The sequence below is a fragment of the Paenibacillus sp. XP01 genome (assembly GCF_057364885.1).
This window is the reverse complement of record NZ_CP139481.1, coordinates 709,386-734,018: the sequence shown is the minus strand read 5'-3', so window position 1 is coordinate 734,018 and position 24,633 is coordinate 709,386. Positions and strand designations below refer to the sequence as shown.

Genomic DNA, 24,633 nt, shown 5'->3' with positions numbered 1-24,633 from the left:
CTCCCACTGCATTCACATCTCGATTCTCATCCATTTATACACTACATGATCGATATAGACTCAGTCCACCTTATTTGACGGTAAGCACCGGGCAAACCGCCTGCTTCAACACGCCATGGCTTACGCTGCCCATAATCATTTCCGAAAGCCGCTTTTTGCCGCCGGTTCCCATCACGATCAAGTCATATCCTTGTTCGTCGGCAACACGGCAAATCTCAGCCACGGGGTCTCCGCCTGTCAAAAGCGTTTCATATGCCACCGACCGTTTTGATAACCGTTCTTGAAGTGCATCCACCACCTGCCGCCCTTCGTCCGCAATCCGGGCATCCAGGTCGACGCCTAGCGCCGGCTCGTTCAAGGATACCGATGGATTGACGTGAAGAAGCGTGAGCCGTGCAGGCTCTTTCAGGCTTTCCGCCAGATCGGCCGCTGCCTCCAGCGCCCGCCGTGCATGTTCCGATCCGTCCACTGCAACCAATATCCGTTTCAGCATAATGTTCGCTCCTCCCGATTAATGATGCGTAATGGCATCATCGATGCCGCTCAGATGCCGACGACGAACAAGCAATACGACCACGCCCACCAGAACCATCAATGCCCCGAAATAGAACGGCGTTTCCGGCAGGAACCACTCGGACAGTTTGCCCGCCAGCCAAGGAGCGAGCGCACCGCCCATGAAACGAACGAAGCTGTATGCCGCAGAGGCTACGGACCGTTCGACCGGTGCAGCTTCCATAACGGCCGTGGTGATCAGCGTATTATTGATACCCAGGAAAATACCCGCAACGATAACCGCAACAATGACGGTAGTGGGAGATCCCATAACCGTACCGATCGCCATAACCAGCAAATCAAGGGCAAACAGGGTGAGCATTACGCTCATCGACGGTACGGAACCGAAACGGCGCTGCACCCGCGGTGCGACGAATACGGATGTTATGGCCAGCGCCAGTCCCCAACCAAAGAACACATAACCGAGACCATGCTCATCCAAATTCATGACATAAGGTGAATAAGCCATCAATGTAAAGAACCCGAAGTTATACAAAAACGCGGTGATCGCCAACGTTTTGAGCGACGGATAACCGAGCGCCTTGAACGGATCGGACAAGGAGCTGCGCGTTTTGGGCTTCGCCATTTTAGGCAGCATGAACATAATGCTGATAAACGCAATCGTCATCAGGACGGCCACGCCAAAGAACGGCCCGCGCCACGAAATCGATCCAAGCTCGCCGCCCAGCAGCGGACCGACCGCAATACCGAGACCGAGCGCTGCTTCATATAAAATGATGGCCTTGGCCGTGCCCGATGTGGACAACCCTACGATGGCCGACAATGCGGTCGCGATGAACAGCGCATTGCCAAGACCCCAGCCGCCGCGATACCCAACCAGCGTAGCGACCGTATCCGACGTGCCGCCAAGCGCCGAGAACGCAACGATGAGCAGAATGCCGCCCAGCAGCGTCCATTTGACGCCGATCCGGCTGGATACTACGCCCGTAATTAACATCGCGATACCGGTCACCGCGTTATAACTTGTAAACAACAGCGATACCTGGCTTTTGGACGCATGCAGCTGGTTGGCGATGGCCGGCAAAATCGGGTCCACCAAACCAAGTCCCATAAAGGAAATGACACAGGCAAACGCAACGGCCCAGACCGCTCTCGGCTGGGACAGCAAGCCTCCGCGCGATGACGGCAGCTCGTCCGGCAGTGAAGATTCTCTTTTCATAAAATTACCCCTCCTGAGTGATAAAGATTGGTTTGAAAACAAACGAAAAATTTCACGCCATTTTCAGAAACAGTCAACCCGAAAACAACACCGGATCATCCGGTGCTTTGAAAAAAACTATGAATCCGACATTGCAGCTTCTTCATCTCGCAGTCGATGCAGCCCGTTTCGGACCCGTTCGCGCAATTCCTGAAGCTCGCCTTGCACGGCATGAATGCTGATCAGCTTCTGCTCAATCAATTGCAGCTGGTCGTTCAGCGTATTCTCGATGCGTTCCAGCTTGTCAATGCGCTCCCGCACCTCCGTCGATTGCCGATATTCAGAACGCTGTTCATTCAGCACGTCCGCCGTGGCCACATAAGCATGCAGCTCTTGAAGCGAGAAGCCAAGCACCTCTTTGGCACGCACGACTTTTTTGAGATAATCGATATCCTGCCTGCTGTATAACCGCGTACCACCTTCGGTCCGCTGAGGTGAAGGCATGACGCCGATCTCTTCGTAATATCGGATCGTACGCTTGGTCAGGCCGCATTCCTTCGCAATCTCATCAATCTTATACAAATCCATTTCCTTCACCTCACCTTGCCATTTCATATGTCATTAATGTTATGTATGTAATTATATATAAAACTAACGTTAACGTCAACGTGAGATTTTGGTTTGAAATCTGCATACGTTGAATGAGCAACCTTTACGCAGATCCACTGCACAGTTAGAATCCTCTTCCGATCGCTGTTATCTTGGTTCATCTTTTACATCCGTATTTTACCCGAGCCACTCCACACTATCCGATAAAAATCAATGTGGCCTGTGGAAAAATAATCCATAAAGATATATAATGATTCCATGAAATGAAACTTTGTTTCATCAAATAAAACAAGGAGGCGTACGATGTCATTTCTATTTTCAGGAATCGATCATGTTCAATTAGCCGCTCCCGCAGGCTGCGAGTCCGAAGCACGCCATTTTTTCACAGGAATATTGGGCTGGGATGAAATCCCGAAACCCGAGATTTTAAAGAAGCGCGGCGGGGTATGGTTCCAATGCGGCGTTCAGCAGGTGCACATCGGCGTTCAGAATGACTTTGTTCCTGCCAAGAAGGCCCATCCGGCCTTTTATGTGAAGGGATTAAACGCCTTACGTGATCACCTCGTCCACCAAAACGTTTGCGTCCTTGACGACGACGCCCGTTCGGACGAAGGGGTAGTCCGGTTCTACGTGAATGATCCTTTCGGCAATCGGCTCGAATTCATGGAGTATTCATCATGATCGGCAGCAAAAAAGACCCGCTATGTGCGGATCTTTTTCTGATTTGGCGAGGCTGAAGCCTGGCCTTATTTCTTATTCGATTGCTGCATTTCTTTCAGGCGGCCTTCGACCTTCATGAACAGTCTTACCGTATAAAAAATGATCGCACCCAAACTCAGCACCAAAGCCTGCATGTCGGTAAACCAAAATCCGAGCACGCCAAATGCAGCCATGATTACGCCGAACTGCATCATCAAATTGGAGCTGTATCGCTGCGCCTCATGCCACAGCTCCAGATCGCTCATGGAACGAGGCGTACGGTAACCGTATATGCCGTTGATTTGTTTCGGCGGTTTTTTGTACAACATAAGCCCCATCACAAAAAAACAGATGCCAACGATGATTCCAATAATTCCTCCCACACTGCTCCCCCTTATGACTTGTTGCTCCCGTCAAGCATGCACGTTCCGATGCCGCAATCAACGAAAAAGCGGCCCTACGTATATACGAAGAACCGCCTGGTATGTTTCATCATTTCAAATGTCTTTCACCCGCAGCACACGCATGGCGTTTAATACGGCCAGCACGGTCACGCCTACATCGGAGAATACCGCCTCCCACATCGTGGCAATGCCGAATACGCCGAGCAGCAGGAAAATCAATTTTACCCCGAGCGCAAAAGCAATGTTCTGCCACACGATCATCCGCGTGCGCTTGGCGATGCGGATGGCACTCGCCAGTCGGGACGGCTCATCCGTCATAATGACCACATCCGCCGCTTCGATGGCTGCATCCGAGCCGAGGCCGCCCATCGCTACGCCGACGTCAGCCCGGGCCAGAACGGGCGTATCGTTGATGCCGTCGCCAACAAAGATCATTTTCTCTTTGGCGTGTTTCTCCGCCTCAAGTTCCTCCAGCCGCTCAACCTTATGCTGGGGCAGCAGCTCGGCATGAACTTCATCCACGCCCAGCTCACGTCCCACCGCTTCGCCTACGGCTTTGGCGTCACCGGTCAGCATGACGGTTTTGCGAATGCCCAGCTGCTTCAGGGAACGGATCGCTTCAGCCGCATCGTCCTTCACTTCATCCGCAATCACCAGATGTCCGGCATACCGCCCCTCTTCGGCAATATGCACAATGGTGCCGACGGATTGGGGTTCCTTATACGGAATGCCCGCCTGCTTCATTAGCTTGGCGTTGCCGGCCAGAATCTCGCGGCCATCGACCTGAACGCGGATGCCATGTCCGGCAATCTCGTCGTATCCGTCTACGCCGTGAGTGCGAATCTCCTGCCCCCATGCAGCGCGGATCGATTCCGCAATCGGATGATTGGAATGAGCTTCGGCAATGGCAGCCAGTTCCATCAAGGCATCCTTCGTGCGCTCTCCTTCCGGACGAATGTCCGTAACTTTGAAGACACCTTTGGTCAATGTGCCCGTCTTGTCGAACACCACCAGCTTGACGTCGTTCAAGGCTTCCAAATAGTTGCTGCCCTTCACCAGAATGCCGTTGCGCGAAGCCGCCCCGATACCGCCGAAAAATCCGAGCGGAATGGAAACGACGAGGGCGCACGGACAGGATATAACCAGGAAGACCAGAGCGCGGTACACCCAGTCCGCGAACGTCGCTCCGCTAATGAGCAGCGGCGGGACCAATGCAATCAGGGCAGCGAGTATGACGACAGCCGGTGTATAATACCGGGCGAATTTGCTGATAAAATGCTCCGTTTTCGCCTTCCGGCTGCTTGCGTTCTGCACCAAATCCAATATTTTCGATACCGTCGATTCGCCAAACGTCTTTGTAACCTCAATGGTCAGTATGCCGTTTTTGTTCACGAAACCGCTCAGCACGTCGCTGCCGGGCTCTAACTCGCGGGGAACGGATTCCCCCGTGAGCGCCGACGTATCTACCATGGAGCTTCCTGCTTTGACGACGCCGTCCAGCGGCACCTTCTCTCCGGCTTTGACGACGATCCGGTCTCCGATGCGTACGTCTTCCGGAGAGACGCGTCTGGTTTCATCGCCCGATCCGATCAACACGTTGGCATAATCAGGCCGGATGTCCATCAGCGATTGGATGGATTTGCGGGAACGATTGACCGCCATGCCTTGGAACAGCTCGCCAAGCTGATAAAACAGCATGACGGCAACGCCTTCCGGGTATTCCCCGATGGCGAATGCGCCCAGCGTCGCTACGGTCATCAGGAAGTATTCGTCAAACACTTGCCCCCGCACCATGTTTTTGAATGCCTGAAGCACGATATCTCCGCCGGCGATCAGGTAGGCCGCAATATACAAAACCAGCTGTGCCCACCCCTCCAGCGGAGACCAAACGGCGGCGGCAACCAGCGCGGAACCAGCTGCTAGGCGAGCCAGCAGCACCTTGGTCTGCCCTGCACCATGCTCGTGAGAATGTCCCGCATGGCCATGGCCTGCATGAGCATGAGCGTGTCCGGCGGAATCATCATGCTGATGTGCTTGGCCTTGCCCATGGTCATGCGCGTGCCCTTGGTGATGGTCGTGATCATGTCCCTCGCAGCTCCCGTGCTCATGCCCATGAGCATGCTGATTCGACAGCGAATGGCCGGCAAGGTCAGAGTTCACTCCGCCCGCCGTCGGTCCGGCAGCTTTCCCTTTCTCCGAGATGCGGATGTGCGGCTCCAGTCTCAGCACTTTGCGTTTCGCTTCTTCAACCACCTGCTCATCCATGTCGGACGTCGTGTGCATTGATAGGGTTTTCGTGACAAAATTGACGGAGCATTCGCTGACGCCCTGAATTTTTTTGACTCCATTCTCAATCTTGAGCGCACAATTCGCGCAATCCAAACCGTCCAGCAACAGTTCCCTTTTGACAAGCCTTTGTTCGGTCGACATTTCCATCTCCCCTTTGCTGTACAAAAAACAATCGTTATTGTATACCGGCCTATATATGAGCAATCATTCATATGTTTTAATTAACCCCATTATATGCACGCGTGCTCATATGTGTCAACCAAAGAGAGCTGATTTTCCAACCAAATTATGCTAATAGTAATGATTTCGCTTTAGGCGTTTTTTGGATATAATGAATGTATAGTTGTTAACATAGGCGGTGATAGAAATGGAACAACCAGTCAAAGCCCCGGCTGAATGCGACGCAACCTGCTTCGGCACAGAAGCGGATATGCAAGGCATTCGTGCCTCGCTGATTGATCGGGAAACGTCTTCCGAAATGGCAGATTGGTTCAAGGCGTTCAGCGATCCGACGCGCCTACGTATTATTGATGCACTGCTGCAGAAGGAATTATGTGTGCACGATCTGACGGTACTGCTCGATATGGGACAATCGGCCATCTCGCACCAGCTGCGATCCCTACGCAACATGCGGATTGTCAAACGGCGTAAAGAAGGCAAAACCGTGTTTTATTCTCTGGACGATACACATATCGAGCAGATTTTCCTGCAGACGCTTCAGCATATCAAGCACGGCTAGGCTCTGCCGGCCTGCGAAACAAACAAAAGCCCTCGCCCTTCGGCTATCAGCCGATTGGCGGGGGCTTTTGTTTCATAAGGGCACCGTTGTTCGATTAAACAGGGTTGCCGTCTTTCGGATCATACAGTCCGGATCTATCCTTGAACCAGTTAAATACGTGCGATACGCAGACTTTCAGCACCGCATACCCCGGAACAGCAAGCAGTACGCCGACGACGCCGAACAGGTTGCCCGAAGTCAGGATCACGAAAATGATGGTGATCGGGTGAATTTTGAGCGTTTTGCCCATGATTTGCGGCGAGATGAATTTGCCTTCGATCAACTGCACGATCGTCCATACCGCCACCATCTTCAGCAGCATCACCGGCGAAGTCACCAAGGCGACGATCAACGCAGGCGTAATCGCGATGGCCGGTCCGAGATAAGGCACCACGCTCGTAAACGAAGCGATGATGGCCAGAATGAGTGCATAATCCAGTCCAATGATCATATAACCGATGTACAGCAGAACGCCGATGCAGAAGCTGACGATGATCTGTCCGCGAATGAACGAGCTGATCTGATGGTTAATGTCATGAAGCACGTGCATCGCGCCGGGGCGGCTTTGGACAGGCAGGAAGGACAAAATTTTGCCGGGCAGCTTTTTGCCGTCCTTCAGCAGATAAAACAGGATGAACGGAACCGTGACGATGGACAGCACCACTTCGGTAAACGCACCCAGGAACCCGCCAATACGCGTCCAGGTATGGTTCAGAATCTCGGTTGCCTTCTTCGTTACGGTGCTCCACCAGTCCGTCGAATTCCAATTGACGGCATCCTGCAGCTGGTAAAAGAGCTGGCTGCCCGTCAATTCCTCGAATTGTACGCGCACGTTCTCGCTGTACGTCGGAAAGTTGGCGATCAACCCCATGATCTGATTGCGCAGCACCGGAATGACGGCCAAAATGATGACCGTGAGCACGCCCGCAATGGCCAGATAAAGAATCAGGATACTCCATCCCCGACCGATCTTCCAGCGTTCCATCAGATCCACGATCGGGTTCAGCAGATAATACAGAATTCCCGACAAAATAATGGGCAGCACGATCGTTTTGAGAAGTACCGCAAACGGATGAAGGACGAAGGATACTTTGTTCAGCACCATCACATTCAGTCCGATCAGCAACAAAACCAGCAGAAACAGGACAAACTTGTTATTCAGAAAAAATCGCTTGAATCGGTCAGGCCACACGCGTGGTTGCTCCATAGGCAAGTCTTCCTTTCTTATGTATCCTCCCATAATTCAGGCCGAAAAAGGCTTCTTCACATCGTTCCCGCAAAGAAGACGTTGTCCGAACCAACATATGCAAAAAACCTTTCTGTATATACGAAGGCAGCCGTTCGATCGTTTCAAAAAGAAACGTCCCTTACCAGTTTACCCCATAATGCGTCTTGTGCCCATTCTCCTCTTTTGAAAAAAATACCTCCCGGGCAGCTGCCAGCCGGACATAAAGAAGCATCAAAAAGACCCGCCTCCAAAGAGACGGGCCGCGTAATGCAGAATCCATCAGATTTTGCCTGCCAGCCCGGCCAGCAGTTCGTAGGAACGAAGTCGTGCCTGATGATCATAGATCATCGACGTCACGATCAGTTCGTCCGCCTGAGTCTGGGCGATGAACTGTTCCAATTGGCCGCGCGCGGTGTCCGGCGCTCCTTTGACCGCGGCTTTCAGCGTTTGCGCTACCGCCGCTTGCTCGCGATCCGTCCATTTGCCCTCCATGTCGGCTGGCGGTTTGACCAGACCCGTGGTGCCGCGGATGATGTTCAGAAACTGCTGCAGCAGCGTGGTGCTGAGCCATTCCGCCTCTTCGTCCGTATCGGCCAGCACGGCATTTACGCCTGCGATCACGTAAGGCTTCGCCAAGACGTCCGAAGGTTGGAAGCTGCTGCGGTATGCTTCAATCGCTACCCGGGTATAATCCGGGGAGAAGTGGCTCGCAAACGCAAACGGCAATCCGAGTCTTCCGGCCAGGCGTGCGCTGAAATCGCTGGAACCCAGCAAATAAATCGGAATGTTCAGCCCTTCGCCAGGAACGGCACGTACCGGGGCATGATAGGAAGTGGCCGATGCATCGAAATAAGCTCTAAGTTCAGCGAGCAGTTCCGGGAAATCTTCTCCGCTGTTCAGCTCTCTGCGCAGCGCCAGCGTTGTGCGGCGGTCGCTTCCCGGGGCGCGTCCCAGGCCAAGGTCAATCCGGCCCGGATACAACGATTCCAGCGTGCCGAATTGCTCGGCGATGACGAGCGGAGCATGGTTCGGCAGCATGATGCCGCCTGATCCGAGACGGATGCTCTTGGTGCCGCCGGCGAGGTAACCGATGACGACCGAAGTCGCGGAAGAGGCAATGCCCGGCATGTTGTGATGTTCTGCCACCCAATAGCGGTGATAACCCCAGCGTTCGGCGTGCTGCGCCAGATCAAGGCTGTTCCGCAGCGCATCTGCGGGCGTCGCTCCCTCGGTAACCGGGGCAAGGTCCAGAATGGACAGTTTAACGTCATGAATCGTTTTTCTATTGAACGAACCATTGGTTTCGGTAGTCATTATATCGAATCTCCTTTTCCGAATTGTTATTTCGTATATTCAGATATATAGATATATTTGTGCAAAAAAACAACTTTCCAGTGCAGTTGATGTTCCTCACGCTGCCGTCTGCATCCGGACGGAAATCCCTTACGCACCAGCATGGGTGCTTCCGTTCCGGCATACGGCTTACAGCTTGTGCTGCACATATTCGGCAAATTCGCGGATGGTCTCCTCGTTGCGGCGATAGTAGGTCCATTGGCCTCTTCGCTCCGACAACAGCAACCCAGCCTTGAGCATGGTAAGCAGATAGCTGGATATGACGGACTGGGCCAAACCGGCCTTCATCTGAATGGTCCCCACACAGATTCCGTTCTTCCCTCCATCGGGATGCGTAGACAGCTCCGCTGGTGAGAAATGCTCTTCCGGTTGCTTGAGCCACTCCAAAATTTGTCTGCGCGTTTCGTTCGACAATGCTTTGTAAATGAGTATTGGTTCCATGGGTACGATGTTCCATCTCCATTCGCCTGCGTTCGCATATGTTCGTTTTCCTATAATCATAGCCCTTTCCTGTTTAAATTTTACACTTCCATTCGCACATATTCGCACGCGTTCGCAGAGATTGTGATTTTTTATGTGATTTATGGTGATGTATTATCTGCTGTGCAGCAGCCATAACTTCGCCAATATCTATTAATTATATCAAATAGCGTCCCAACCTTCTAGGGCGCTATTTTTGGGTGGAGTACTAAATAATGAGTATGACTGTTTTTGCGCTTAAAGGATCTCTTCCCGAACAACAAAAGGTGCCCCGGACGTAATGACCAGGTCACCTTTTTATATGCTCGCAGAAATGATTCCTTCTATTTTAATGAAAAATTTAATCCTCATCGCCACGAACAAGTTGATTCGCCTGCTTGGCTTGTCGACAGATGAGACGCCTCCCCGCAAAACCTCATCATCCAAGGGGCTGACGGTCAATGTGACAGATCGGCATTCCTTGTATGATTCCAAGATTGCTTCCTCAATTAATTGTCTGTTCATCAAGAACCGGCTTGCCTCGGCGTTCTTGATCCTTCATCGGCACTACAGGAAATCTCGAATCGTGGCTGGTTGCAGGTATTAATCATCACTTGACCAAGGTAGCTGATGACCTCGCCAACCTTCCCTCGACTTCAAAAACTGGGTTACCCCCGAACTTTAGTTCCTCAGCCTTAATGGACTCAGCAATCCTTTTATAAATATCTCTTTTGGGCTTGGAAAGAATCCCTTTTTCCAGCCCTCTTTTTTAAGGAGCTCAATCGCTTCACCTCTCCATAATAATTGTGCCAAGGCTAATGAATCCAATGACGGGTTCACTTTCCCTTTTTTACGGTTCGTAATGTAGCAATCCCTTTCTTATTGGTGACCTTTATTATCCCCCACCACGGTGGAACAATTTTTTTACGTCTTCTAAGTAATTGTCAGCTGTAACTATTGTCATTCTCTTAAAAACTTTATTGTTCTCGTTTACCTGCATTGACAACCTAACTAGCTTGTCCCTTTCGCTTTTAATTTCATAACCTACATCAACTCTCGATAATCCTTGACTAACACTCATTTCATTAATGATCAGAGTTTCAGAGATCACTTACTACGAAACGCTTCGCTTTAAACTCACGACCAGTTCATTCGCCGTTGTCGCCTCATTATAGGCCGTTTTGTGAGGCTTAAACTGGGCAACGGTGTACGCGGAGACGAGGCCTTGCTCTTGCATGATTCGACCAATACGACGTCTAGAGACGATGAGTCCTCGTTCCTGAAGCTTGGCTTTTATCTTTCGTGTAACCGTAGACTTTTTCGATTGTTGTGGGATATCTCCCAATAGCTTCCGTGAGCTCATCTTCATTGGGTTTTCCTTCGCTTCATGATAGAGGGAGCTTTCGGCGATTTCGAGGACGTTATATCACGGTTATTCTGGATGATAGCTACTTTCGTCCCATGATCAGCGCGGCTTGCTTTAAAATGTCGTTCTCCATCCGTAGACGTTGGAGTCTTTACGCATAGCCATTAATTCGTTTTCTTCAGGTGAACGGTTGTCCTTCTCTTTGAAAGAACCGGTGTCCTGCGATTGCTTGATCCAGCGGTCTAGAGAGCCGAAGCAGTAAGGTCGTATTCCTCCACAATTGCAGCTCTGGACTTGCCATTGTTCATAGAGCTCTACCATTTGTTTTTTGAACTCGGTTGTGAATGTGCGTCGTTGTTGTCTAGGCATTGTAGAGATCCGCTCCTTAATATATAAGAAGAAGGAACCTCGAAGCTAAATAGCATCACGAGGTTCCTGTCCTTCATTTCAAAATTTAATAGTCGTTTAACTCCAGATATACTTACTTAGAGGAAACATATTGGAATAGGAAAAAACGAGAAGAGGAACGCCCCAGTCATATGCGCAATTTGCGGCTGTGCGTTTCATTCTCGCTCGATTTCCACGTTTACATAGTATCATGGTAAATGGTTCATATGGGGTTCAACTTAGGCTCAAGATTGGTTCATAAGTGGGTCCACTTTGGTTCATAAGATAATCAGATTTTTTTGGCTACTTGTATCATTCAAATATAATTGTCTCACTCTGACCATTCCAACTAATATCAAATGTGATTGGACCGTCTGTTTCCTCTGATCCAGATATTGTTGCAGAAGTTGAAAAAGGAGTTGTTTCCTCATCTAAGGATTTTACATATTGATCTGTTTTCTCGCTTTTTATATTAGCTCTAAAGTCTTTTATAAGCGATTCATCGCCTATATACGTGAGAGTAAACATTCCTGTAGATTTCTGAAGCGCAAGATTCCAATGCTCACTTTTTTCATAACGAACTGTTTCATCACCAGCACAAGCTACTAAGGAAAAAAGTAGCAGAAAAATAATACTAAATTTCACTTTTTTCATAAAATTACCTCCGTAACAATGAGTTTTTTAATAAATTTTTACTATATTAACACATTTATGATTGTGTTACTATAGAAATGGAAATAAAAAACAAATCTAGGAGGACAGAAAATGAAAAAAGGCAAAATATTTCTCGGTTTTTCTTTGACAACACTTTTATTTTTCAGTTCAGTTACTGGAGCATTTGCTTCATCTTCTGAAGTGCAATCCATCCCAGATAAACTACCAGTGCCAGAAGGATATGAAATTATTCAAGATTTCGAACCTAAACAGGAAAAGGGAGAGGGCGATCTGCAAATTGAAGCTGAAGTCTCTGCATCGCCAATGACCTTCGGAATCCAATCTACTGACTCAGAAGAATATGATTATGAAATTTTAGAAAATACAACTCTGCATTACCAAGATTCAATAAACACCAAAACAAACGATCTTCTATCACAATACAGAACTGATGTCACTCTAGCTGCAGTTAATCGCCAAATGGGAGGTAATCTTTCTGACTCAAGAGATTTAATAAAAGTTACGGTCACTGTATTTTATCATGAAGTTACCAAAAATCAGCAAACTTATATAGGTTTAGATAAAGTTTATTATAGATATGATAAAGGAAGCAAATACAATAGTTCTATAGTTTTTTATGGTAATCGCTATGGTGGTGAAGTGATTCAAACAGGACCTGGGATAAATGATCATGCTGTTTACGAAAGAGAACCACTCGTTTATGTTATTGAAAAAATCACCTTGGGCCAGACCTATTTGAGACAGCCGTTTCCTAATACGGATGAAGTTCTTGTAGGTGGATTACTTACAGAAATGGGAGTTAAAACTCAATCCAGATGGTACGATCCAAACTCGAAGCTTTTGTTTAATCTAGATCTAAATTCGTTGATTCAAGGAAGAATAACGCCTTAGTTACTATGTGTGAGCAGGGATTATCCTTGCTCACCATTTTTATAATTATAGAATAAGGTCATTATCAAATATCCCCATCAATTTTAATGAGTTGGCTATACTTGTAATACTCTCATCAATTTTGTGCTTTATCGTGCTATCACTAAGAGAACGTCGAAAAAATAACATTGTTTCTTTACGAATGAAGCCCTGAATATATCTGTATTCTATCGCCTTTTTGGAATCAGCATCCCGGATTAAAGTAAAAGCTCTCCATAGTTGCTGAGTATAAAATTTGTATTGCTGATACACCCAGCGTTGCTTTTCAATAAGGATCGTGGCGTTTGCCGTCTTGTCCGCATGCAAATCTGTTTGATCGATGCGGCGAGCTGTTTCGCCATCAATGCCCACCTGTTGCATTTCCTGCTCGTATTCTTCAAAGTCTCTCATCAAAGCAAGCATTTCTGTATATTTTTCAAGCAGGAATTTCGTTTATGCTGGATTTCCTGTTTATTCGCTTTAGCGAAGAGTTCCCCTTGTCCCCATGCCATCGCCATTCCCCTCATTTCCCTTTATGATATAATGTCAAGAGGAATGAGGAAGTAAAGTCCATCCTATCCCCCGCCTGGCCGCCAAGCTCGCGGGGGGATGTTTTTTTATTCTGGAATGACTTCACTGCAGAATTCTTCCCACTCCGCTTCGCAGTTTTCAGCGCTCCATCCGTTTACCAATTCTTCTGGATAGCCGTAATTCAACAACAATGCTCTATGATCTCTTTAGAAACCTACCACTCGCCTCCCCGTTTGTAATACTTCCCGCTGCCGTTTAATTGCTTTGGAGCCGTAACAGCCTTTTACCGCTTATCCGGGCGCTCAGGTGGTTTCCCGACCCCAATTGCCTTCAAATGCTAGATAATCTGTTCCTTGCTCCACGTTTCCATCTTCACTCTACGATAATCGTAATCCATCAGCAGATTCTCCCCGATTGAATGCTTGCCTGAAGATCAAGTAACACCCCATACACTGCTATTTCTTGACCGTTCGGTTCCCCGGTGAGTTCTTCCATCTGCTGACCGAGAAGATGCGAAAACTACTCTGAAGATATATACTCATGTTACGAAAAATATGAAAAAAAACGCTACGGAACGGATCATAAAAGAATTCTCTGACATCCTCCAAATATAACTTTTTGCAGGGAATGCAATTTTCTGCTTATCATAGACACAAAAATAACCCTATAGCATTAGGGTTACGCGATTTTTTGAGTATAATGGGTTCCCATGGGTACGATTATACCCCCTTTCGATTAATTTGCAAACTTTTATGGCAAACAGGCTACCCTCCGCAGGATAGCCCCAATGTTTTGATCTCTTTATTGTACAGGTATTGCTCCTCGATTAGAAGGCAGCCTGAATGGTTTGTTTTACCTCTTCCAGCATGGCTGCATGAGCCGCTTCGTCCACGTTGCCGACCCCGCCCAAAAGGATATGCCCAACAGGTTCGATACCGACAAAGTCGTAGATGCCTGTATCGGAAGTCATATTCAAGGCGTCTGTCATGCCGATCTGGTCATAAATTTCCTTCGGTGTACCGTGCGTGTTGATGATGAACCCTTTTTTGCCTGTCAACAGTTTGACGATACCCGTCTCATTTGCTCCATACGCGAAACCAAAAGCAAACACGCGGTCAATGTACCCTTTGATGATAGCCGGAAGCCCTGTCCACCATATAGGATAGATCATTGTGATGACGTCTGCATCCGTGATGTATTTTTGCTCGGCAGCGATATCCTCGGGTGTCTGTCCCGCACGCATGGCTAGGGTATCTTCGGCTTTCAATACAGGTTGGAAGTTCAGCGCGTACAGATCGCGCACGACGACCTCGTGCCCCTTGGATTCCAATACGTCTACCGTAGTATTCAGAATGGCTTTATTGAAGCTGTCCGTGTGCGGGTGTGCATATACGATCAGATGTTTCATGAGTATTCCCTCCATTAGTTCAAATGATTTATCATATAGCGTGCGCATCTTCTTCGGGATGAATCCCCGCAAAGCATGCCTTTGTTTCAAATCTGCACCTACAAAACATAGACATCTATGTTTATAACCAAAAAAAATTACATCTCTCGAAGGATGCTGCCGAGCAAGTTTTCCAGCTGTTCCGCTTGCTCTTCCGTCAAACCGCCGTATACCATCTCTTTAATCTGTTCGGAAATTTGCACGAAGATCGGCTCCAGCCTTCTTCCTTGTTCAGTCAGTCGGATCATCGTCACCCGGCTGTCCTCGGCACTCTTGCTGCGCTCCACGAAACCCAGCTTCTCCAGCTTGTTGACAAGCACGGTCACGGTGGGCTGCGTACGATGAACCCGCTCGGCCAGCATTTTGATGGACAGGGCCTCTTCCCGATAAAGGAAGATCAGAATATCTCCATGGGATGGCACTATGCCATTCACGCCCTGCTGCTCCAGTTCTTGCACGATGCGTTTGTTCACGTGGTCCCTGATCCGGGATATCATTGAGATTGCATTATATTTTGGCATGCCCTCATTATACATAGATATCTATTCATTTTCAAGCAGCTTATTCATATAAATCTCCCAACCATCTTGATGCGGACGATTGGGAGGTATTGTTATCTTCCATAAACATAAAGAATGCTGAATGCTGGTGCTTATTCGATCCAGTGCGTAACCTGCTCCAGCGACTGTCTCGTTTTGCCGTATTTCGGCTCCTCTGCACGATACCCGAAGGCCGCTATGACGGAAACGTCCCAGACGCCGTCTTCCAGCAAACCTTCCTCGGCGAAGATGCGGCGGGTCTCCTCCTGATTGAATCCTTCGATGGGGCAGGAATCGATGCCGATGAGGGCTGCTGCGGTCATCATGTTGCCCAGCGCAATATACGTCTGTTTGGACGCCCAGTCGAACAATGTCCGCTCGCTGTCCAGAATGCCTTTGTTTTGCTGGAACGTGCGGTATGCTGCCGGAATGCGCTCATAGGTTTCCTGGTCCATGCCTTTGATTTCCTTGCAAATGTATTCCAGATGCGCCGAGTCATAACGCACGTCCGTACGCGCCAGGAAAACGACGAGATGGCTCGCAGTCGGGAATTGCCCTTTGCCGCCGCTCGAAAACTCGACCATCCGCTCGCGCAGCGCCGGATTCTGCACGATGACGAATTTCCATGGCTCTGAGCCGACGGAGCTTGGGGATAACCTCCCCGTTTCCAAAATGAATTCGAAATCTTCTTTCGAAATTTTGCGATTCGGGTCAAAACGTTTGGTCGCGTGCCGGAAATGGTACGCCTTCAAAATTTCTTCTTTTCTATTTAATGGTGTCGTCGATTCCACTTTCTCCACATCCTTTAATCTATTGGGGTACAGTTTCATTGGGATACAGTATCATTCTAAAATGAATCATGCCTTATTGAAAGTACGCACATTGATGTTACCAGGTATATGTTTTGATACTTTACGGCCTTTGAAACCGACTGGCTCATAGGTCAGCCATAAATTCATTTTCGGAAATGACAGTATACCCTTCCTGACGAAGCAAAGCAGCTGTCACGCCTTCGCCCGGAATCTTTTCGTTGCCGAACGTGCCGTCATAGATCATCTGCGAGCCGCAAGACGGACTGAACTCTTTCAGAACCACGCAGGTCACGCCGAGCTTCCGGGCCCAGTCCAACGTTTCGTAAGCGCCTTTGACGTAAAGCTCCGTGACGTCGGTGCCGCTCTTCTCAAGCACCTTGGCCGTGCCTGCCAGCACGTCCCTGCCGTTCCCGCCGATAATTTCAGCCGGTTCCCGCGGGGTCGAAAAACCGCCAAGCAATTCAGGACACAGCATCTTAGCCTCTTCCCGTTCCACCAGTTCTTGAATTTTTTCGTCCAGACTCGCCGTACCATTGTAACGACAAGCAACGCCCGCGAGACAAGAGCTCACTAAAAACTTCATCGATCCAATCTCTCCTTATTGCACTCACTTCCAACCTGTTAAGAAAATTGTACCACAGGATCAGGTTCATTCGCGGCTTCGTGAGAGTGAAGTGATTCGGCCTTCGGCATCGTAACTTACATCGATTACATCTTTAACTTGGTTATTCTTCTCTAGTTTAAAGGTGCCTTGTCCCGGATGGTCCGCATCCTGAGAAAAGCTGTATTCTTCCAAAGGCGCATGAAACATGTTTTTTATGATCGGCTCGGCGGCTTCCCTGATCGCAGATTCAGGGACATCCATAAGTCGTTGTTTGCCTTGGTCGGTCTTTGCTTCTTCCCTTGCATCGCTATTGAACGCAGGATGCAATGCCATATCATAGATGGAGACTTCAGCATCTTTACCATACTTTCCGTCAAACAAGGTTACAAGATAGCGTTCCCCAAAGGTTAGATCCCATTTGCTCCAATGGTCCTGCATATTTTTATTGTACGCAATACTTGTTAATGGCAACGCCGAGTAACCACAGTACGCCTCAACGGCTTGCTCGGCACGAACCACGGCTTCTTTGGGTGCTCTCTCAAGATCAATGGACCCGGAAACATATATCACCTCATCCTGCTGCCAGATGATGCTCCCCTCGACTTTACCATTTTCATTTCCGAGTTTTACGAGAGTCATCACTTCCGGCTGCCCATCATCCTCGCTTGGGGACATATGCGCCGAGCGGTCCACCTGCAAAGGCTTCATCGTTCCGTCACTGCCAATGCCCTCGAGAAGGGCTGGAATCTCGCTCAAATAACGGGGTTCGAGCTGGCTGACATCCATTTGCCCCCTTAGGGTCCAACTTTGCATTTCCCCGGTAGCCGCATCAATTGAGAACTCCGCATAATTGTGATCTGTTTTTTGCCCGGCCTGCACGTAAATGGTATGCGAGTCATTCGGAAATGCCGTATCGTCCCTTACCATAGTCACTTCCAATTGTTTGCCCAAATGATCCCTCATTGTAACGGCAATCGTTCTTTTCATCGGTTCGGTCAGGAGCTCCTTATTCACGTCATCTGCCAATAAAAGGGCTGAAGCGGGATAAAGGCGTTCAACGACAGACTCCATGTACTGTCCGTTCCATAATAAAATCCCTGCCGCCGCGGCAGCTGCGGTTATGGCTGCGACCCACCCTTTTTTGCGACTTTTGCGTTGACCAGGCAAATTCAGCTTCTCCATGCTTTTGGTAAACGGTGACTCGACATCGCTTTGTCCCTGAATTGCTTTCGTTCCCGCTACCCGCTGCAGCACGCTCTGCTTGTGGCGTTCCGTAAACGCTGATCCTGCAAATGGCTCACCCTTCAGCACCTCTTCCCATTCTTCCCGCTTCCCTGTCGTCATTCGCCTCGCTCCTCCCATCGTTTCCGTACTTTCGCTTTTGCACGCGATAATCTTGATTTGGCCGTCCCGATGCTGATATCCAGCATTTCCGCAATTTCGGCCAGCGTCAGTTCATACTTCAGATGGAGCAGCAGCAGCTCCCTGAATTTGTCCGGCAAAGACATGACCACATCCCAGATTTCATGCACATGCTCCCGCCGAATGGCTTCAGCTTCTGCGGACGGATGCGCCTGCATTTCGGGAATAGACATTAATCCGCCCCTTTCCGCTTCTCCGTTTTCCATCGGCAAAATGCCTCCCCACTGGCTGCTGCGAAAAAACTTCGATTTTCGGTATGTAAAGGTCGTGTTTCTGGTTATGGTCAGCAGCCATGTCTTCAACGAGCATTGCCCGCGAAATTGGGAGATGCCCAAGTAAGCCCGAATAAACACTTCCTGCGAAAGCTCATCTGCCTGTTCGGCACTCCTCGTCAGAAAGTAGGCATAGTTCCACACGTCCTTCCCGTACTCGTCCATGATCTGGCTGAGCGTGTGGTTGTCGATCTCTCTGGCCTGCTCCAAAAATTGAAAATCCAACTGGCATTCACCTCATTCAATAAGACTGCAGCGCAGCTCTTCCGGTTCCCGTTTGGTGAAAATTTTCCTTACTACTGTATACGAAAAAAACAGCATGTCTCATAAAATGAGCAATGCTGTTGCAATTGAACTAATGTACCGATTCGTATCGTAACGTTAGCGGCTGCCCTTCATCCAACGTAATATCACTCAATCTCCGGTTATCCTCTTGATTATCTACGTACAACCTCCACTCATACTCCTTGTTGCTATTAAGACCTTCTACGCCTTCAACATGACCTTCCTTATTTTGAGTGACATTCATCCCCAGATCCTTATTCGCCGTTATGGCCTGAAATACTTTCTCTGCGCTTGGTTGGTTATCGATCACTCTAACGGTTTGAATGAATACGACTTCTTCCAGATCATTGAAAATGGCTACGTTGATATCCGTCGTCTCTTCTCCCTGACCGATAAACTTGATGCCCTTGTATTCAGGTGCCAAACTTTCGCTTTTACCTGATCCGCACCCCGTTAACGCCAATAAGAATAGGGATACTACAGCAATCGCGCTAAACAGCCGATAATTCGAAATCATCTTTATTCCCACCTCCTATCTTATTGAAGTCCTGGTCATCCATCCAAACGGAGGCGTTCCATCAAATTGCTTCTATGCAGATATCGCTCCATGTACCATATTGCCACCCACTGCACGGCCAAATAAAAGATAACAAGCACCGTGAGCGCTAGATAAGGGAACTGATAAATGGCATAAGAAGCCTCAACGGCAAATAAACGAACGCTGTAATATCCTAAGGGAGTCCCTAGCAAAATGGTTAATAGTATGCTGCTGACCACAATCACAAGTCCCTCGCTTCCAATCAGTATTCGCAATTGCTTCCGGGACAGGCCGATGGCCTCGATCATGCTGATTTCCCTTTTTCTCGCCAGGAAACTGCTCAAATTGGAATTGATCAGATTAAACACACTAATGACCATTAACATCGAAATGAACCCGTATGCAGCGACCTCCATCAGTCGTTTGGACTCGCTGTATTCCTGATAAATGTCCTGAAAGGATGTAAGGATCAAATCAGGCTCTTCTCCAATGACCCTTTTAAGTTGTTGCTCCACGTCTCGTTGTCTGGATGGATCAACCGTCACGCTGAATTGCTTCATGGTCGGATCAAGTCCTACTCGTTCAAACAGGTCCTCGTGCGCAACAAAGATGCCTCCTTCGCTCGCGCTGCCTCTATAAGTCATGTATGTGGGCAAGACGGCTATAATGGTGTACTCTTCTTCCTTTCCCTGATCATCCAGACTCGCCATCCGAACTTTATCGCCAGATTGGTATGTTCCGTCTTCGGAGATGGCAATCAGGTAGTTCCCTTCCTTCATCTGCTGCAACATTTCGGAGCTGCCTCCGGTTCGGTCAATGGCCTTTTGAAGCAGATTCGGATCATACCCGTAAATATCCGCAATAATCCGTGAACCCTTTATTTCCTCCCAATGATTAAGGTGTTTACGTGCATCCGTTTTATTGTAGATCAGGCCGTCGTATTTTTCCGTAAGTACTTCACGGACACCTTCGATTTGCTTCACTTGGTTCATTGTTTTTTCTTGGATATAACTATGGCTGGCAGCGCTGCCTGAAGATCCGGCCAAACTGATTTTGAAATCGCCGGGCACCATGCTTCCGGCTAGATTGTTTATATTCATGCTGTATAAAATGCTTGCAGACGTCATGAATATCAGCCCCGTAAACGTGATGGAAGCTACCGTAATGATCGTTCTTTTTTTGGATCTGAATTGCTGCAGAAGCGAGAGACCCCAAATGCCTATTTTCGAGTTCAATGGTCTGGATGATGTCCCGCCCGCATAATCCGTTTCTCCAGTCAGCTTGTATTTCATAGCTTCAATTTCTGACCCCGCTGTGCTTTTTCGAATGGGATGTTCGATACATAACCGTACCAATGCAATTCCGCTGATCCATGAAACCGCAATGATTACCCATGAGAGTTGTACCTCTAAAGTTGAACCGCTGATTCGCTCCCCGACCCAAGGCAGCACAACAAAACTCCCTGCGATTCCTAGAATGACGCCAATCGTACTTCCCCAAACGCCCAGAACGAGTCCTTCCAATACAATCATGCGCCTTATTTGTGCAGCACTCATGCCGATAGCACGCAACATTCCGAACAAACGGATCTTTTGGGACACATGAATATTGAATATATTGTAAATGACCATTCCTGCACATAACACTACAATCATGACGAGGATGATCATTTGAAAAATGGACACAGGACTCCATTCGTAGGCACCCGTATATCGTTCATTGATAACGATTTGGGCATCATTCAGCCCTTCTGCGATTCCAATGTTCCTCGCTACGGAAGTTGCATTAAAATCGGAGTTTAACAAAACAAACAAGCTGATATCCGGCTTGATGGCGTTCTGATTTAAGAAGGGTTCCGATACCAGCATTAATCCCGCTCGCGCAACTTTCCTTACAGCAATATCCTCGGTAATGCCCACGAGTTTAAAAGAGATAACCTTGGAGCTAGGGCTTGCCTTTTCTTCAAACCGTGCCTTCATCTTTATTTCCTGTCCAAGAGTAGGCGCATAGCCCAGTTCCTCTATTACCCATTCATCCAAAACGATTTCGTTCGGCGTGCGAGGAGCCCTCCCTTTTTTCAGAGCGATCAGGCCGTCTTCGATCCCTTCTGTATACACCATAGCCATATCTATTTTTTTCTCTACAAAGGGTTCAAAGCTTACATTTTTGATGTTATATGCAGCATAAACCTTTTTAAATTTTTGATTTTTTTGCAAATGGCGCAGCTGTTCCTCCGTCAGATGATCATATTGAGCATGATAAGCCCCGATTTCATTTATGGCTGCCCTGCGATTTCTCTCTTGATCGGAATGGAAAAACATGAGGACGACAACCATCAATGCTACGGAAAGAGCAATTGTAGCGACAGTCACCAGTGTGCGCCCCTTATAGAAAACAAGGTGACGGATCGCCATTTCTTTTACGATCTTGTTCTGCTTCATGTCAGCTCTCCGTCATGACTTGGCCATCTTCTACTTTGACAATTCGATCGGCCAATCCGGCGATTTCTTCGTTATGGGTTACCATGATGATCGTTTGGCCATATTTGGACACAGATACGCGAAGAAGTTCAAGCACGTCCTTACTGGTTCGGCTATCCAAGTTGCCTGTCGGTTCGTCTGCCAAAATAATGGCTGGTTTTGGGGCAAGCGCCCGCGCAATGGCAACCCGCTGTTGTTGGCCGCCCGAAAGCGAAGCCGGGAGACTCGTTTTTTTCGTTTCCACGCCAAGTGTAGCAAGTACATCTTCCACGAACGGAAGATCCGGTTCTTTCCCATCCAGTCCGATCGGCAGCAATGTATTTTCCCAAACATTCAAGGAGGGGACCAGGTTAAAAGCCTGGAATACGAAACCGATCTCGCGTCTCCTGAATATCGCGCGTTCATCGGCTTTGAGGTCATATACCGAAGTCCCTTTAATAAGGACCTCTCCTTTTGTGGGCGGCTCCAGACCGCCAATAATATGCATTAATGTGCTTTTCCCTGCTCCCGATTTCCCTACAATCGCTACGAATTCCCCCTGTTTTGCGCCAAAATGAACGTCATTGATCACGCTAACCTGATTTTCGCCCTGTCCGTATACTTTATGGAGATGATTTCCTTCTAAAATCATTGTTATCCCTCCGCCCGTAATTTGGTCACAAGCGAATCATAACGTAACATTTTCAACTTTTTATCAACTTTAACCATTAATTTCAACCTAATCTGAACATAGCCTGAACCGTAGCTCCTCCAGTCTCGTTATTGGATATATCTATCGTTCCTCCATGCTTTTCAACCAGAGTTTTGCATATGTAGAGCCCAAGGCCGGAATGTCTATCCTGACTATTTGTATGTTCGCCCCTGTAAAAAGGGACAAATGCTTTCTTGCGATCCGCTGGAGAAAATCCGTAGCCGTCGTCATGAACAGCCAAAATTAGGTATTCAGGAATAAAGCGTAATTCAATTTCCAGATGGTTCCGGGCATAGCGAGCCGCATTTCCCATCAAATTTTCGAATACTCGAATGATAAGATTTGCATCCACTTTAGCATGAAGTACCGTTAGATCGATATCCCACACGACCGCGAAACGTTTCCCCTGCGTAAACATATCGCAAATGCTTTGCAATTGTTCCGTTAGAGATGCCATCTCCACGTGATCTAGCTTGTACTGAACATCTTCAAGGCGCTGCGCAGCACTCATCGCATCTACATCCTGTTTCAGGCGCATGATTTGATTCGACATCTTATCGAGCGTAGAGACAATTTGGTCGGTAGGCATTTTACCGGAAGGTATATAGTTCTTCATAAAATCGGTATACCCGGTAAGCACGGTAAGCGGGGTTCGTAAATCGTGGGAAAACGCAGCATTGAGTCTTTTGCGCTCTTCAACAGCCTGCCACAACATTTTGTTGTTTTGGTCCAATGCCGCTCTCATTCGCTCCAGGGATTCGCACAGTTTCCCCATTTCATCCTGACAGTCATAATGAATATGGAAATCCAGATTATGATTCGTTATGTTTTCGGATGCGTTGCGAATTAACTTGATCGGCTTCTCTAATTTGTTGCGATAAAACAAAAGAGCTGCGCTTATGATGCTTCCTGCGAAATATATGGGGACACTCCAGCTATCAAGGAATCGGAGAAAATCAGCCCAGCGTTGATCCCTGGGTGAATAATCCGTATTAATCTTTTCAATATTATAAATCACTGCCGGGTTATTGATATCCTCCACCGTATATGAGGGATTATATTTCAAAAAGAGCCGATTCATCATTTCACCAGCCTGTCCAACGGTGATTACGCTTACCAAGGCTGCGGCCATGATAAAAACAAACATGTATAATATAAAGGTTTTCCGAATCGAAAGATTACGCAGTCCCTGCATCAGCCTTCCCATTTGTATCCCACACCCCAAACGGTTGATATGTACTTCTGTTTAGAACATGCCGCAAACTTCTGCCTGATCCGTCGAACATGTTCCGCAACCACGGCACTGTCCCCATCGCGCTCGTAACCCCAAATCAGTTCATAGATTCGTTCCTTATCGAAAACTTGTCCCTGGTTCATTGAAAGCAATTCAATGATTTCGAATTCCTTTTTAGAAAAGTGAATGATTTCGTCCTGAAAACGAATTTCTCTGGAAGTGTAGTCGACAACCAACTCTCCGATGAATTTGGTTTGATGTTTGGCTTGCAATCGCTCCTCGCGCCGCAAGTGCGCCTCAATTCTCGCTCCCAGTTCATCGATACTGAACGGTTTAACGATATAATCGTCAGCCCCGGCTTGAAATCCAACGATTTTATCGCGCTCCTCCACTCTTGCCGTCAAAAAAATGATCGGGCAGCTCACATGATTACGGATTAAGCTGCATACTTGCAGACCGTCCATATCAGGCATGTTGATATCCAGCAAAATAAGATCAGGCCCTTTTGAAGCTTGTTGAAGAGCCTGATCACCGTTTATGGCCGTCATTACCATATATCCATTCATGGTTAAATAATCTTGTAACAAACAGACAATGTCCTGTTCATCGTCAACGACCAGGATTCGTTTCGTCATCGTTGTACCTCTTTTTCAAAAAACTTATTATGTTATAGAAACCGCATTAATCAATCACACAAGGCCACTGCGAGTGCAGTACCATCTTCCGATCGCTGTTATCCCCAGATTTTTTTGAACCCCCTTGTCTAAGGGTAAAATCCGGTGAACAGCCTATGCTTCCGAAGCAGCTTTCTTTCAGAAAGCTTTTAAGCGACCGCTTTGCTTCTCCAGATTGGTTCTGCCTCTCCGTTAACGTGTTATGTTTTTTGCGGTATATATATCATGTTTCTTTCT

General features: G+C 48.1%; 27 protein-coding genes. 4 read left to right on the top strand and 23 right to left on the bottom strand.

The window, feature by feature from the left end:
• Positions 1-70: 70 nt before the first annotated feature.
• The 3 genes from SNR34_RS03445 to SNR34_RS03435 form a co-directional block, all read right to left on the bottom strand.
• Positions 71-493, bottom strand: a complete 423-nt coding sequence (locus SNR34_RS03445) for a universal stress protein (protein ID WP_486181151.1) — start codon at positions 491-493, stop codon at positions 71-73.
• 18 nt (positions 494-511) lie between these two features.
• Positions 512-1,732, bottom strand: coding sequence for an MFS transporter (locus SNR34_RS03440; protein ID WP_236420762.1), 1,221 nt, complete (start codon positions 1,730-1,732; stop codon positions 512-514).
• 117 nt (positions 1,733-1,849) lie between these two features.
• Positions 1,850-2,299: a MerR family transcriptional regulator gene (locus SNR34_RS03435; protein WP_486181150.1), complete on the bottom strand. Its 450-nt coding sequence runs from the start codon at positions 2,297-2,299 to the stop codon at positions 1,850-1,852.
• Between the two features lie 324 nt (positions 2,300-2,623).
• On the opposite strand from SNR34_RS03435, the gene SNR34_RS03430 reads away from it, so the two are divergent.
• Positions 2,624-3,001: a VOC family protein gene (locus SNR34_RS03430; protein ID WP_486181149.1), complete on the top strand. Its 378-nt coding sequence runs from the start codon at positions 2,624-2,626 to the stop codon at positions 2,999-3,001.
• A gap of 65 nt (positions 3,002-3,066) precedes the next feature.
• Here the strand turns inward: SNR34_RS03430 and SNR34_RS03425 are convergent, their stop codons facing one another.
• Together SNR34_RS03425 and SNR34_RS03420 are read right to left on the bottom strand one after the other, a co-directional pair.
• Positions 3,067-3,357, bottom strand: coding sequence for an SdpI family protein (locus SNR34_RS03425; protein WP_486182390.1), 291 nt, complete (start codon positions 3,355-3,357; stop codon positions 3,067-3,069).
• Between the two features lie 159 nt (positions 3,358-3,516).
• Positions 3,517-5,853 carry a heavy metal translocating P-type ATPase gene (locus SNR34_RS03420; protein ID WP_486181148.1) on the bottom strand — a complete coding sequence of 779 codons (2,337 nt, stop codon included), beginning with the start codon at positions 5,851-5,853 and terminating at the stop codon, positions 3,517-3,519.
• 226 nt (positions 5,854-6,079) lie between these two features.
• Here SNR34_RS03420 and SNR34_RS03415 point away from each other — a divergent pair, with 226 nt between their 5' ends.
• On the top strand, positions 6,080-6,451 hold the full coding sequence (locus SNR34_RS03415) for an ArsR/SmtB family transcription factor (RefSeq protein ID WP_236420757.1): 372 nt from the start codon (positions 6,080-6,082) through the stop codon (positions 6,449-6,451).
• Between the two features lie 94 nt (positions 6,452-6,545).
• Here the strand turns inward: SNR34_RS03415 and SNR34_RS03410 are convergent, their stop codons facing one another.
• The 3 genes from SNR34_RS03410 to SNR34_RS03400 all read right to left on the bottom strand — a co-directional run bounded on the left by SNR34_RS03410 (position 6,546) and on the right by SNR34_RS03400 (position 9,512).
• Positions 6,546-7,697 (bottom strand): AI-2E family transporter, encoded by a 1,152-nt coding sequence (locus SNR34_RS03410; protein ID WP_339275960.1) that lies wholly within the window; start codon positions 7,695-7,697, stop codon positions 6,546-6,548.
• A 300-nt stretch (positions 7,698-7,997) separates the two neighbouring features.
• Positions 7,998-9,032 (bottom strand): LLM class flavin-dependent oxidoreductase, encoded by a 1,035-nt coding sequence (locus SNR34_RS03405; RefSeq protein WP_236420755.1) that lies wholly within the window; start codon positions 9,030-9,032, stop codon positions 7,998-8,000.
• A 168-nt stretch (positions 9,033-9,200) separates the two neighbouring features.
• Complete coding sequence (locus SNR34_RS03400; protein ID WP_236420754.1) at positions 9,201-9,512, bottom strand: ArsR/SmtB family transcription factor; 312 nt, start codon at positions 9,510-9,512, stop codon at positions 9,201-9,203.
• A 370-nt stretch (positions 9,513-9,882) separates the two neighbouring features.
• On the opposite strand from SNR34_RS03400, the gene SNR34_RS03395 reads away from it, so the two are divergent.
• Positions 9,883-10,137, top strand: a complete 255-nt coding sequence (locus SNR34_RS03395) for a hypothetical protein (RefSeq protein ID WP_486181147.1) — start codon at positions 9,883-9,885, stop codon at positions 10,135-10,137.
• Between the two features lie 507 nt (positions 10,138-10,644).
• Here SNR34_RS03395 and SNR34_RS03390 read toward each other — a convergent pair.
• The 3 genes from SNR34_RS03390 to SNR34_RS03380 form a co-directional block, all read right to left on the bottom strand.
• The gene (locus SNR34_RS03390; protein WP_486181146.1) at positions 10,645-10,893 is read right to left on the bottom strand and encodes an IS3 family transposase; all 249 of its coding nucleotides are present in this window, start codon (positions 10,891-10,893) and stop codon (positions 10,645-10,647) included.
• A 117-nt stretch (positions 10,894-11,010) separates the two neighbouring features.
• Positions 11,011-11,265 (bottom strand): transposase, encoded by a 255-nt coding sequence (locus SNR34_RS03385; RefSeq protein WP_486181145.1) that lies wholly within the window; start codon positions 11,263-11,265, stop codon positions 11,011-11,013.
• Between the two features lie 330 nt (positions 11,266-11,595).
• Positions 11,596-11,937 (bottom strand): hypothetical protein, encoded by a 342-nt coding sequence (locus tag SNR34_RS03380; RefSeq protein WP_486181144.1) that lies wholly within the window; start codon positions 11,935-11,937, stop codon positions 11,596-11,598.
• A gap of 111 nt (positions 11,938-12,048) precedes the next feature.
• Between SNR34_RS03380 and SNR34_RS03375 the strand changes: the two genes are divergently transcribed.
• Positions 12,049-12,849 (top strand): hypothetical protein, encoded by an 801-nt coding sequence (locus SNR34_RS03375; RefSeq protein WP_486181143.1) that lies wholly within the window; start codon positions 12,049-12,051, stop codon positions 12,847-12,849.
• Positions 12,850-12,894: 45 nt separating this feature from the next.
• Here the strand turns inward: SNR34_RS03375 and SNR34_RS03370 are convergent, their stop codons facing one another.
• The 12 genes from SNR34_RS03370 to SNR34_RS03315 all read right to left on the bottom strand — a co-directional run bounded on the left by SNR34_RS03370 (position 12,895) and on the right by SNR34_RS03315 (position 24,357).
• Complete coding sequence (locus tag SNR34_RS03370; RefSeq protein WP_486181142.1) at positions 12,895-13,278, bottom strand: hypothetical protein; 384 nt, start codon at positions 13,276-13,278, stop codon at positions 12,895-12,897.
• Between the two features lie 946 nt (positions 13,279-14,224).
• Complete coding sequence (locus SNR34_RS03365) at positions 14,225-14,806, bottom strand: NAD(P)H-dependent oxidoreductase (protein WP_343262425.1); 582 nt, start codon at positions 14,804-14,806, stop codon at positions 14,225-14,227.
• Positions 14,807-14,943: 137 nt separating this feature from the next.
• The gene (locus SNR34_RS03360; RefSeq protein WP_236420752.1) at positions 14,944-15,366 is read right to left on the bottom strand and encodes a MarR family winged helix-turn-helix transcriptional regulator; all 423 of its coding nucleotides are present in this window, start codon (positions 15,364-15,366) and stop codon (positions 14,944-14,946) included.
• A 131-nt stretch (positions 15,367-15,497) separates the two neighbouring features.
• Positions 15,498-16,214: an NAD(P)H-dependent oxidoreductase gene (locus SNR34_RS03355; protein WP_486181141.1), complete on the bottom strand. Its 717-nt coding sequence runs from the start codon at positions 16,212-16,214 to the stop codon at positions 15,498-15,500.
• 106 nt (positions 16,215-16,320) lie between these two features.
• Positions 16,321-16,779 (bottom strand): 2-thiouracil desulfurase family protein, encoded by a 459-nt coding sequence (locus SNR34_RS03350; protein ID WP_486181140.1) that lies wholly within the window; start codon positions 16,777-16,779, stop codon positions 16,321-16,323.
• Between the two features lie 66 nt (positions 16,780-16,845).
• A complete protein-coding gene (locus SNR34_RS03345) occupies positions 16,846-18,144 on the bottom strand; it encodes a hypothetical protein (protein WP_486181139.1) in 1,299 nt (432 codons plus the stop codon).
• Positions 18,141-18,719, bottom strand: coding sequence for an RNA polymerase sigma factor (locus SNR34_RS03340; RefSeq protein WP_486181138.1), 579 nt, complete (start codon positions 18,717-18,719; stop codon positions 18,141-18,143). The genes SNR34_RS03345 and SNR34_RS03340 overlap by 4 nt, the downstream gene beginning before the upstream one ends.
• Before the next feature lie 130 nt (positions 18,720-18,849).
• A complete protein-coding gene (locus SNR34_RS03335) occupies positions 18,850-19,296 on the bottom strand; it encodes a hypothetical protein (protein WP_486181137.1) in 447 nt (148 codons plus the stop codon).
• A gap of 35 nt (positions 19,297-19,331) precedes the next feature.
• Positions 19,332-21,758, bottom strand: a complete 2,427-nt coding sequence (locus SNR34_RS03330; RefSeq protein WP_486181136.1) for an ABC transporter permease — start codon at positions 21,756-21,758, stop codon at positions 19,332-19,334.
• 1 nt (position 21,759) lies between these two features.
• Complete coding sequence (locus tag SNR34_RS03325) at positions 21,760-22,428, bottom strand: ABC transporter ATP-binding protein (RefSeq protein WP_438286897.1); 669 nt, start codon at positions 22,426-22,428, stop codon at positions 21,760-21,762.
• Between the two features lie 82 nt (positions 22,429-22,510).
• Positions 22,511-23,695 (bottom strand): HAMP domain-containing sensor histidine kinase, encoded by a 1,185-nt coding sequence (locus SNR34_RS03320; protein ID WP_486181135.1) that lies wholly within the window; start codon positions 23,693-23,695, stop codon positions 22,511-22,513.
• On the bottom strand, positions 23,683-24,357 hold the full coding sequence (locus SNR34_RS03315) for a response regulator transcription factor (protein ID WP_236420744.1): 675 nt from the start codon (positions 24,355-24,357) through the stop codon (positions 23,683-23,685). Before SNR34_RS03315 ends, SNR34_RS03320 begins: the two co-directional genes overlap by 13 nt.
• Between the last annotated feature and the right edge of the window lie 276 nt (positions 24,358-24,633).

Bases quoted from the DNA above. Each gene is read 5' to 3' on its own strand.
- SNR34_RS03445 (WP_486181151.1), bottom strand. From the start codon at position 493: ATGCTGAAACGGATATTGGTTGCAGTGGACGGATCGGAACATGCACGG.
- SNR34_RS03440 (WP_236420762.1), bottom strand. From the start codon at position 1,732: ATGAAAAGAGAATCTTCACTGCCGGACGAGCTGCCGTCATCGCGCGGA.
- SNR34_RS03435 (WP_486181150.1), bottom strand. From the start codon at position 2,299: ATGGATTTGTATAAGATTGATGAGATTGCGAAGGAATGCGGCCTGACC.
- SNR34_RS03430 (WP_486181149.1), top strand. From the start codon at position 2,624: ATGTCATTTCTATTTTCAGGAATCGATCATGTTCAATTAGCCGCTCCC.
- SNR34_RS03425 (WP_486182390.1), bottom strand. From the start codon at position 3,357: ATGGGGCTTATGTTGTACAAAAAACCGCCGAAACAAATCAACGGCATA.
- SNR34_RS03420 (WP_486181148.1), bottom strand. From the start codon at position 5,853: ATGTCGACCGAACAAAGGCTTGTCAAAAGGGAACTGTTGCTGGACGGT.
- SNR34_RS03415 (WP_236420757.1), top strand. From the start codon at position 6,080: ATGGAACAACCAGTCAAAGCCCCGGCTGAATGCGACGCAACCTGCTTC.
- SNR34_RS03410 (WP_339275960.1), bottom strand. From the start codon at position 7,697: ATGGAGCAACCACGCGTGTGGCCTGACCGATTCAAGCGATTTTTTCTG.
- SNR34_RS03405 (WP_236420755.1), bottom strand. From the start codon at position 9,032: ATGACTACCGAAACCAATGGTTCGTTCAATAGAAAAACGATTCATGAC.
- SNR34_RS03400 (WP_236420754.1), bottom strand. From the start codon at position 9,512: ATGGAACCAATACTCATTTACAAAGCATTGTCGAACGAAACGCGCAGA.
- SNR34_RS03395 (WP_486181147.1), top strand. From the start codon at position 9,883: ATGAAAAATTTAATCCTCATCGCCACGAACAAGTTGATTCGCCTGCTT.
- SNR34_RS03390 (WP_486181146.1), bottom strand. From the start codon at position 10,893: ATGAGCTCACGGAAGCTATTGGGAGATATCCCACAACAATCGAAAAAG.
- SNR34_RS03385 (WP_486181145.1), bottom strand. From the start codon at position 11,265: ATGCCTAGACAACAACGACGCACATTCACAACCGAGTTCAAAAAACAA.
- SNR34_RS03380 (WP_486181144.1), bottom strand. From the start codon at position 11,937: ATGAAAAAAGTGAAATTTAGTATTATTTTTCTGCTACTTTTTTCCTTA.
- SNR34_RS03375 (WP_486181143.1), top strand. From the start codon at position 12,049: ATGAAAAAAGGCAAAATATTTCTCGGTTTTTCTTTGACAACACTTTTA.
- SNR34_RS03370 (WP_486181142.1), bottom strand. From the start codon at position 13,278: ATGAGAGACTTTGAAGAATACGAGCAGGAAATGCAACAGGTGGGCATT.
- SNR34_RS03365 (WP_343262425.1), bottom strand. From the start codon at position 14,806: ATGAAACATCTGATCGTATATGCACACCCGCACACGGACAGCTTCAAT.
- SNR34_RS03360 (WP_236420752.1), bottom strand. From the start codon at position 15,366: ATGCCAAAATATAATGCAATCTCAATGATATCCCGGATCAGGGACCAC.
- SNR34_RS03355 (WP_486181141.1), bottom strand. From the start codon at position 16,214: ATGAAACTGTACCCCAATAGATTAAAGGATGTGGAGAAAGTGGAATCG.
- SNR34_RS03350 (WP_486181140.1), bottom strand. From the start codon at position 16,779: ATGAAGTTTTTAGTGAGCTCTTGTCTCGCGGGCGTTGCTTGTCGTTAC.
- SNR34_RS03345 (WP_486181139.1), bottom strand. From the start codon at position 18,144: ATGACGACAGGGAAGCGGGAAGAATGGGAAGAGGTGCTGAAGGGTGAG.
- SNR34_RS03335 (WP_486181137.1), bottom strand. From the start codon at position 19,296: ATGATTTCGAATTATCGGCTGTTTAGCGCGATTGCTGTAGTATCCCTA.
- SNR34_RS03330 (WP_486181136.1), bottom strand. From the start codon at position 21,758: ATGAAGCAGAACAAGATCGTAAAAGAAATGGCGATCCGTCACCTTGTT.
- SNR34_RS03325 (WP_438286897.1), bottom strand. From the start codon at position 22,428: ATGATTTTAGAAGGAAATCATCTCCATAAAGTATACGGACAGGGCGAA.
- SNR34_RS03320 (WP_486181135.1), bottom strand. From the start codon at position 23,695: ATGGGAAGGCTGATGCAGGGACTGCGTAATCTTTCGATTCGGAAAACC.
- SNR34_RS03315 (WP_236420744.1), bottom strand. From the start codon at position 24,357: ATGACGAAACGAATCCTGGTCGTTGACGATGAACAGGACATTGTCTGT.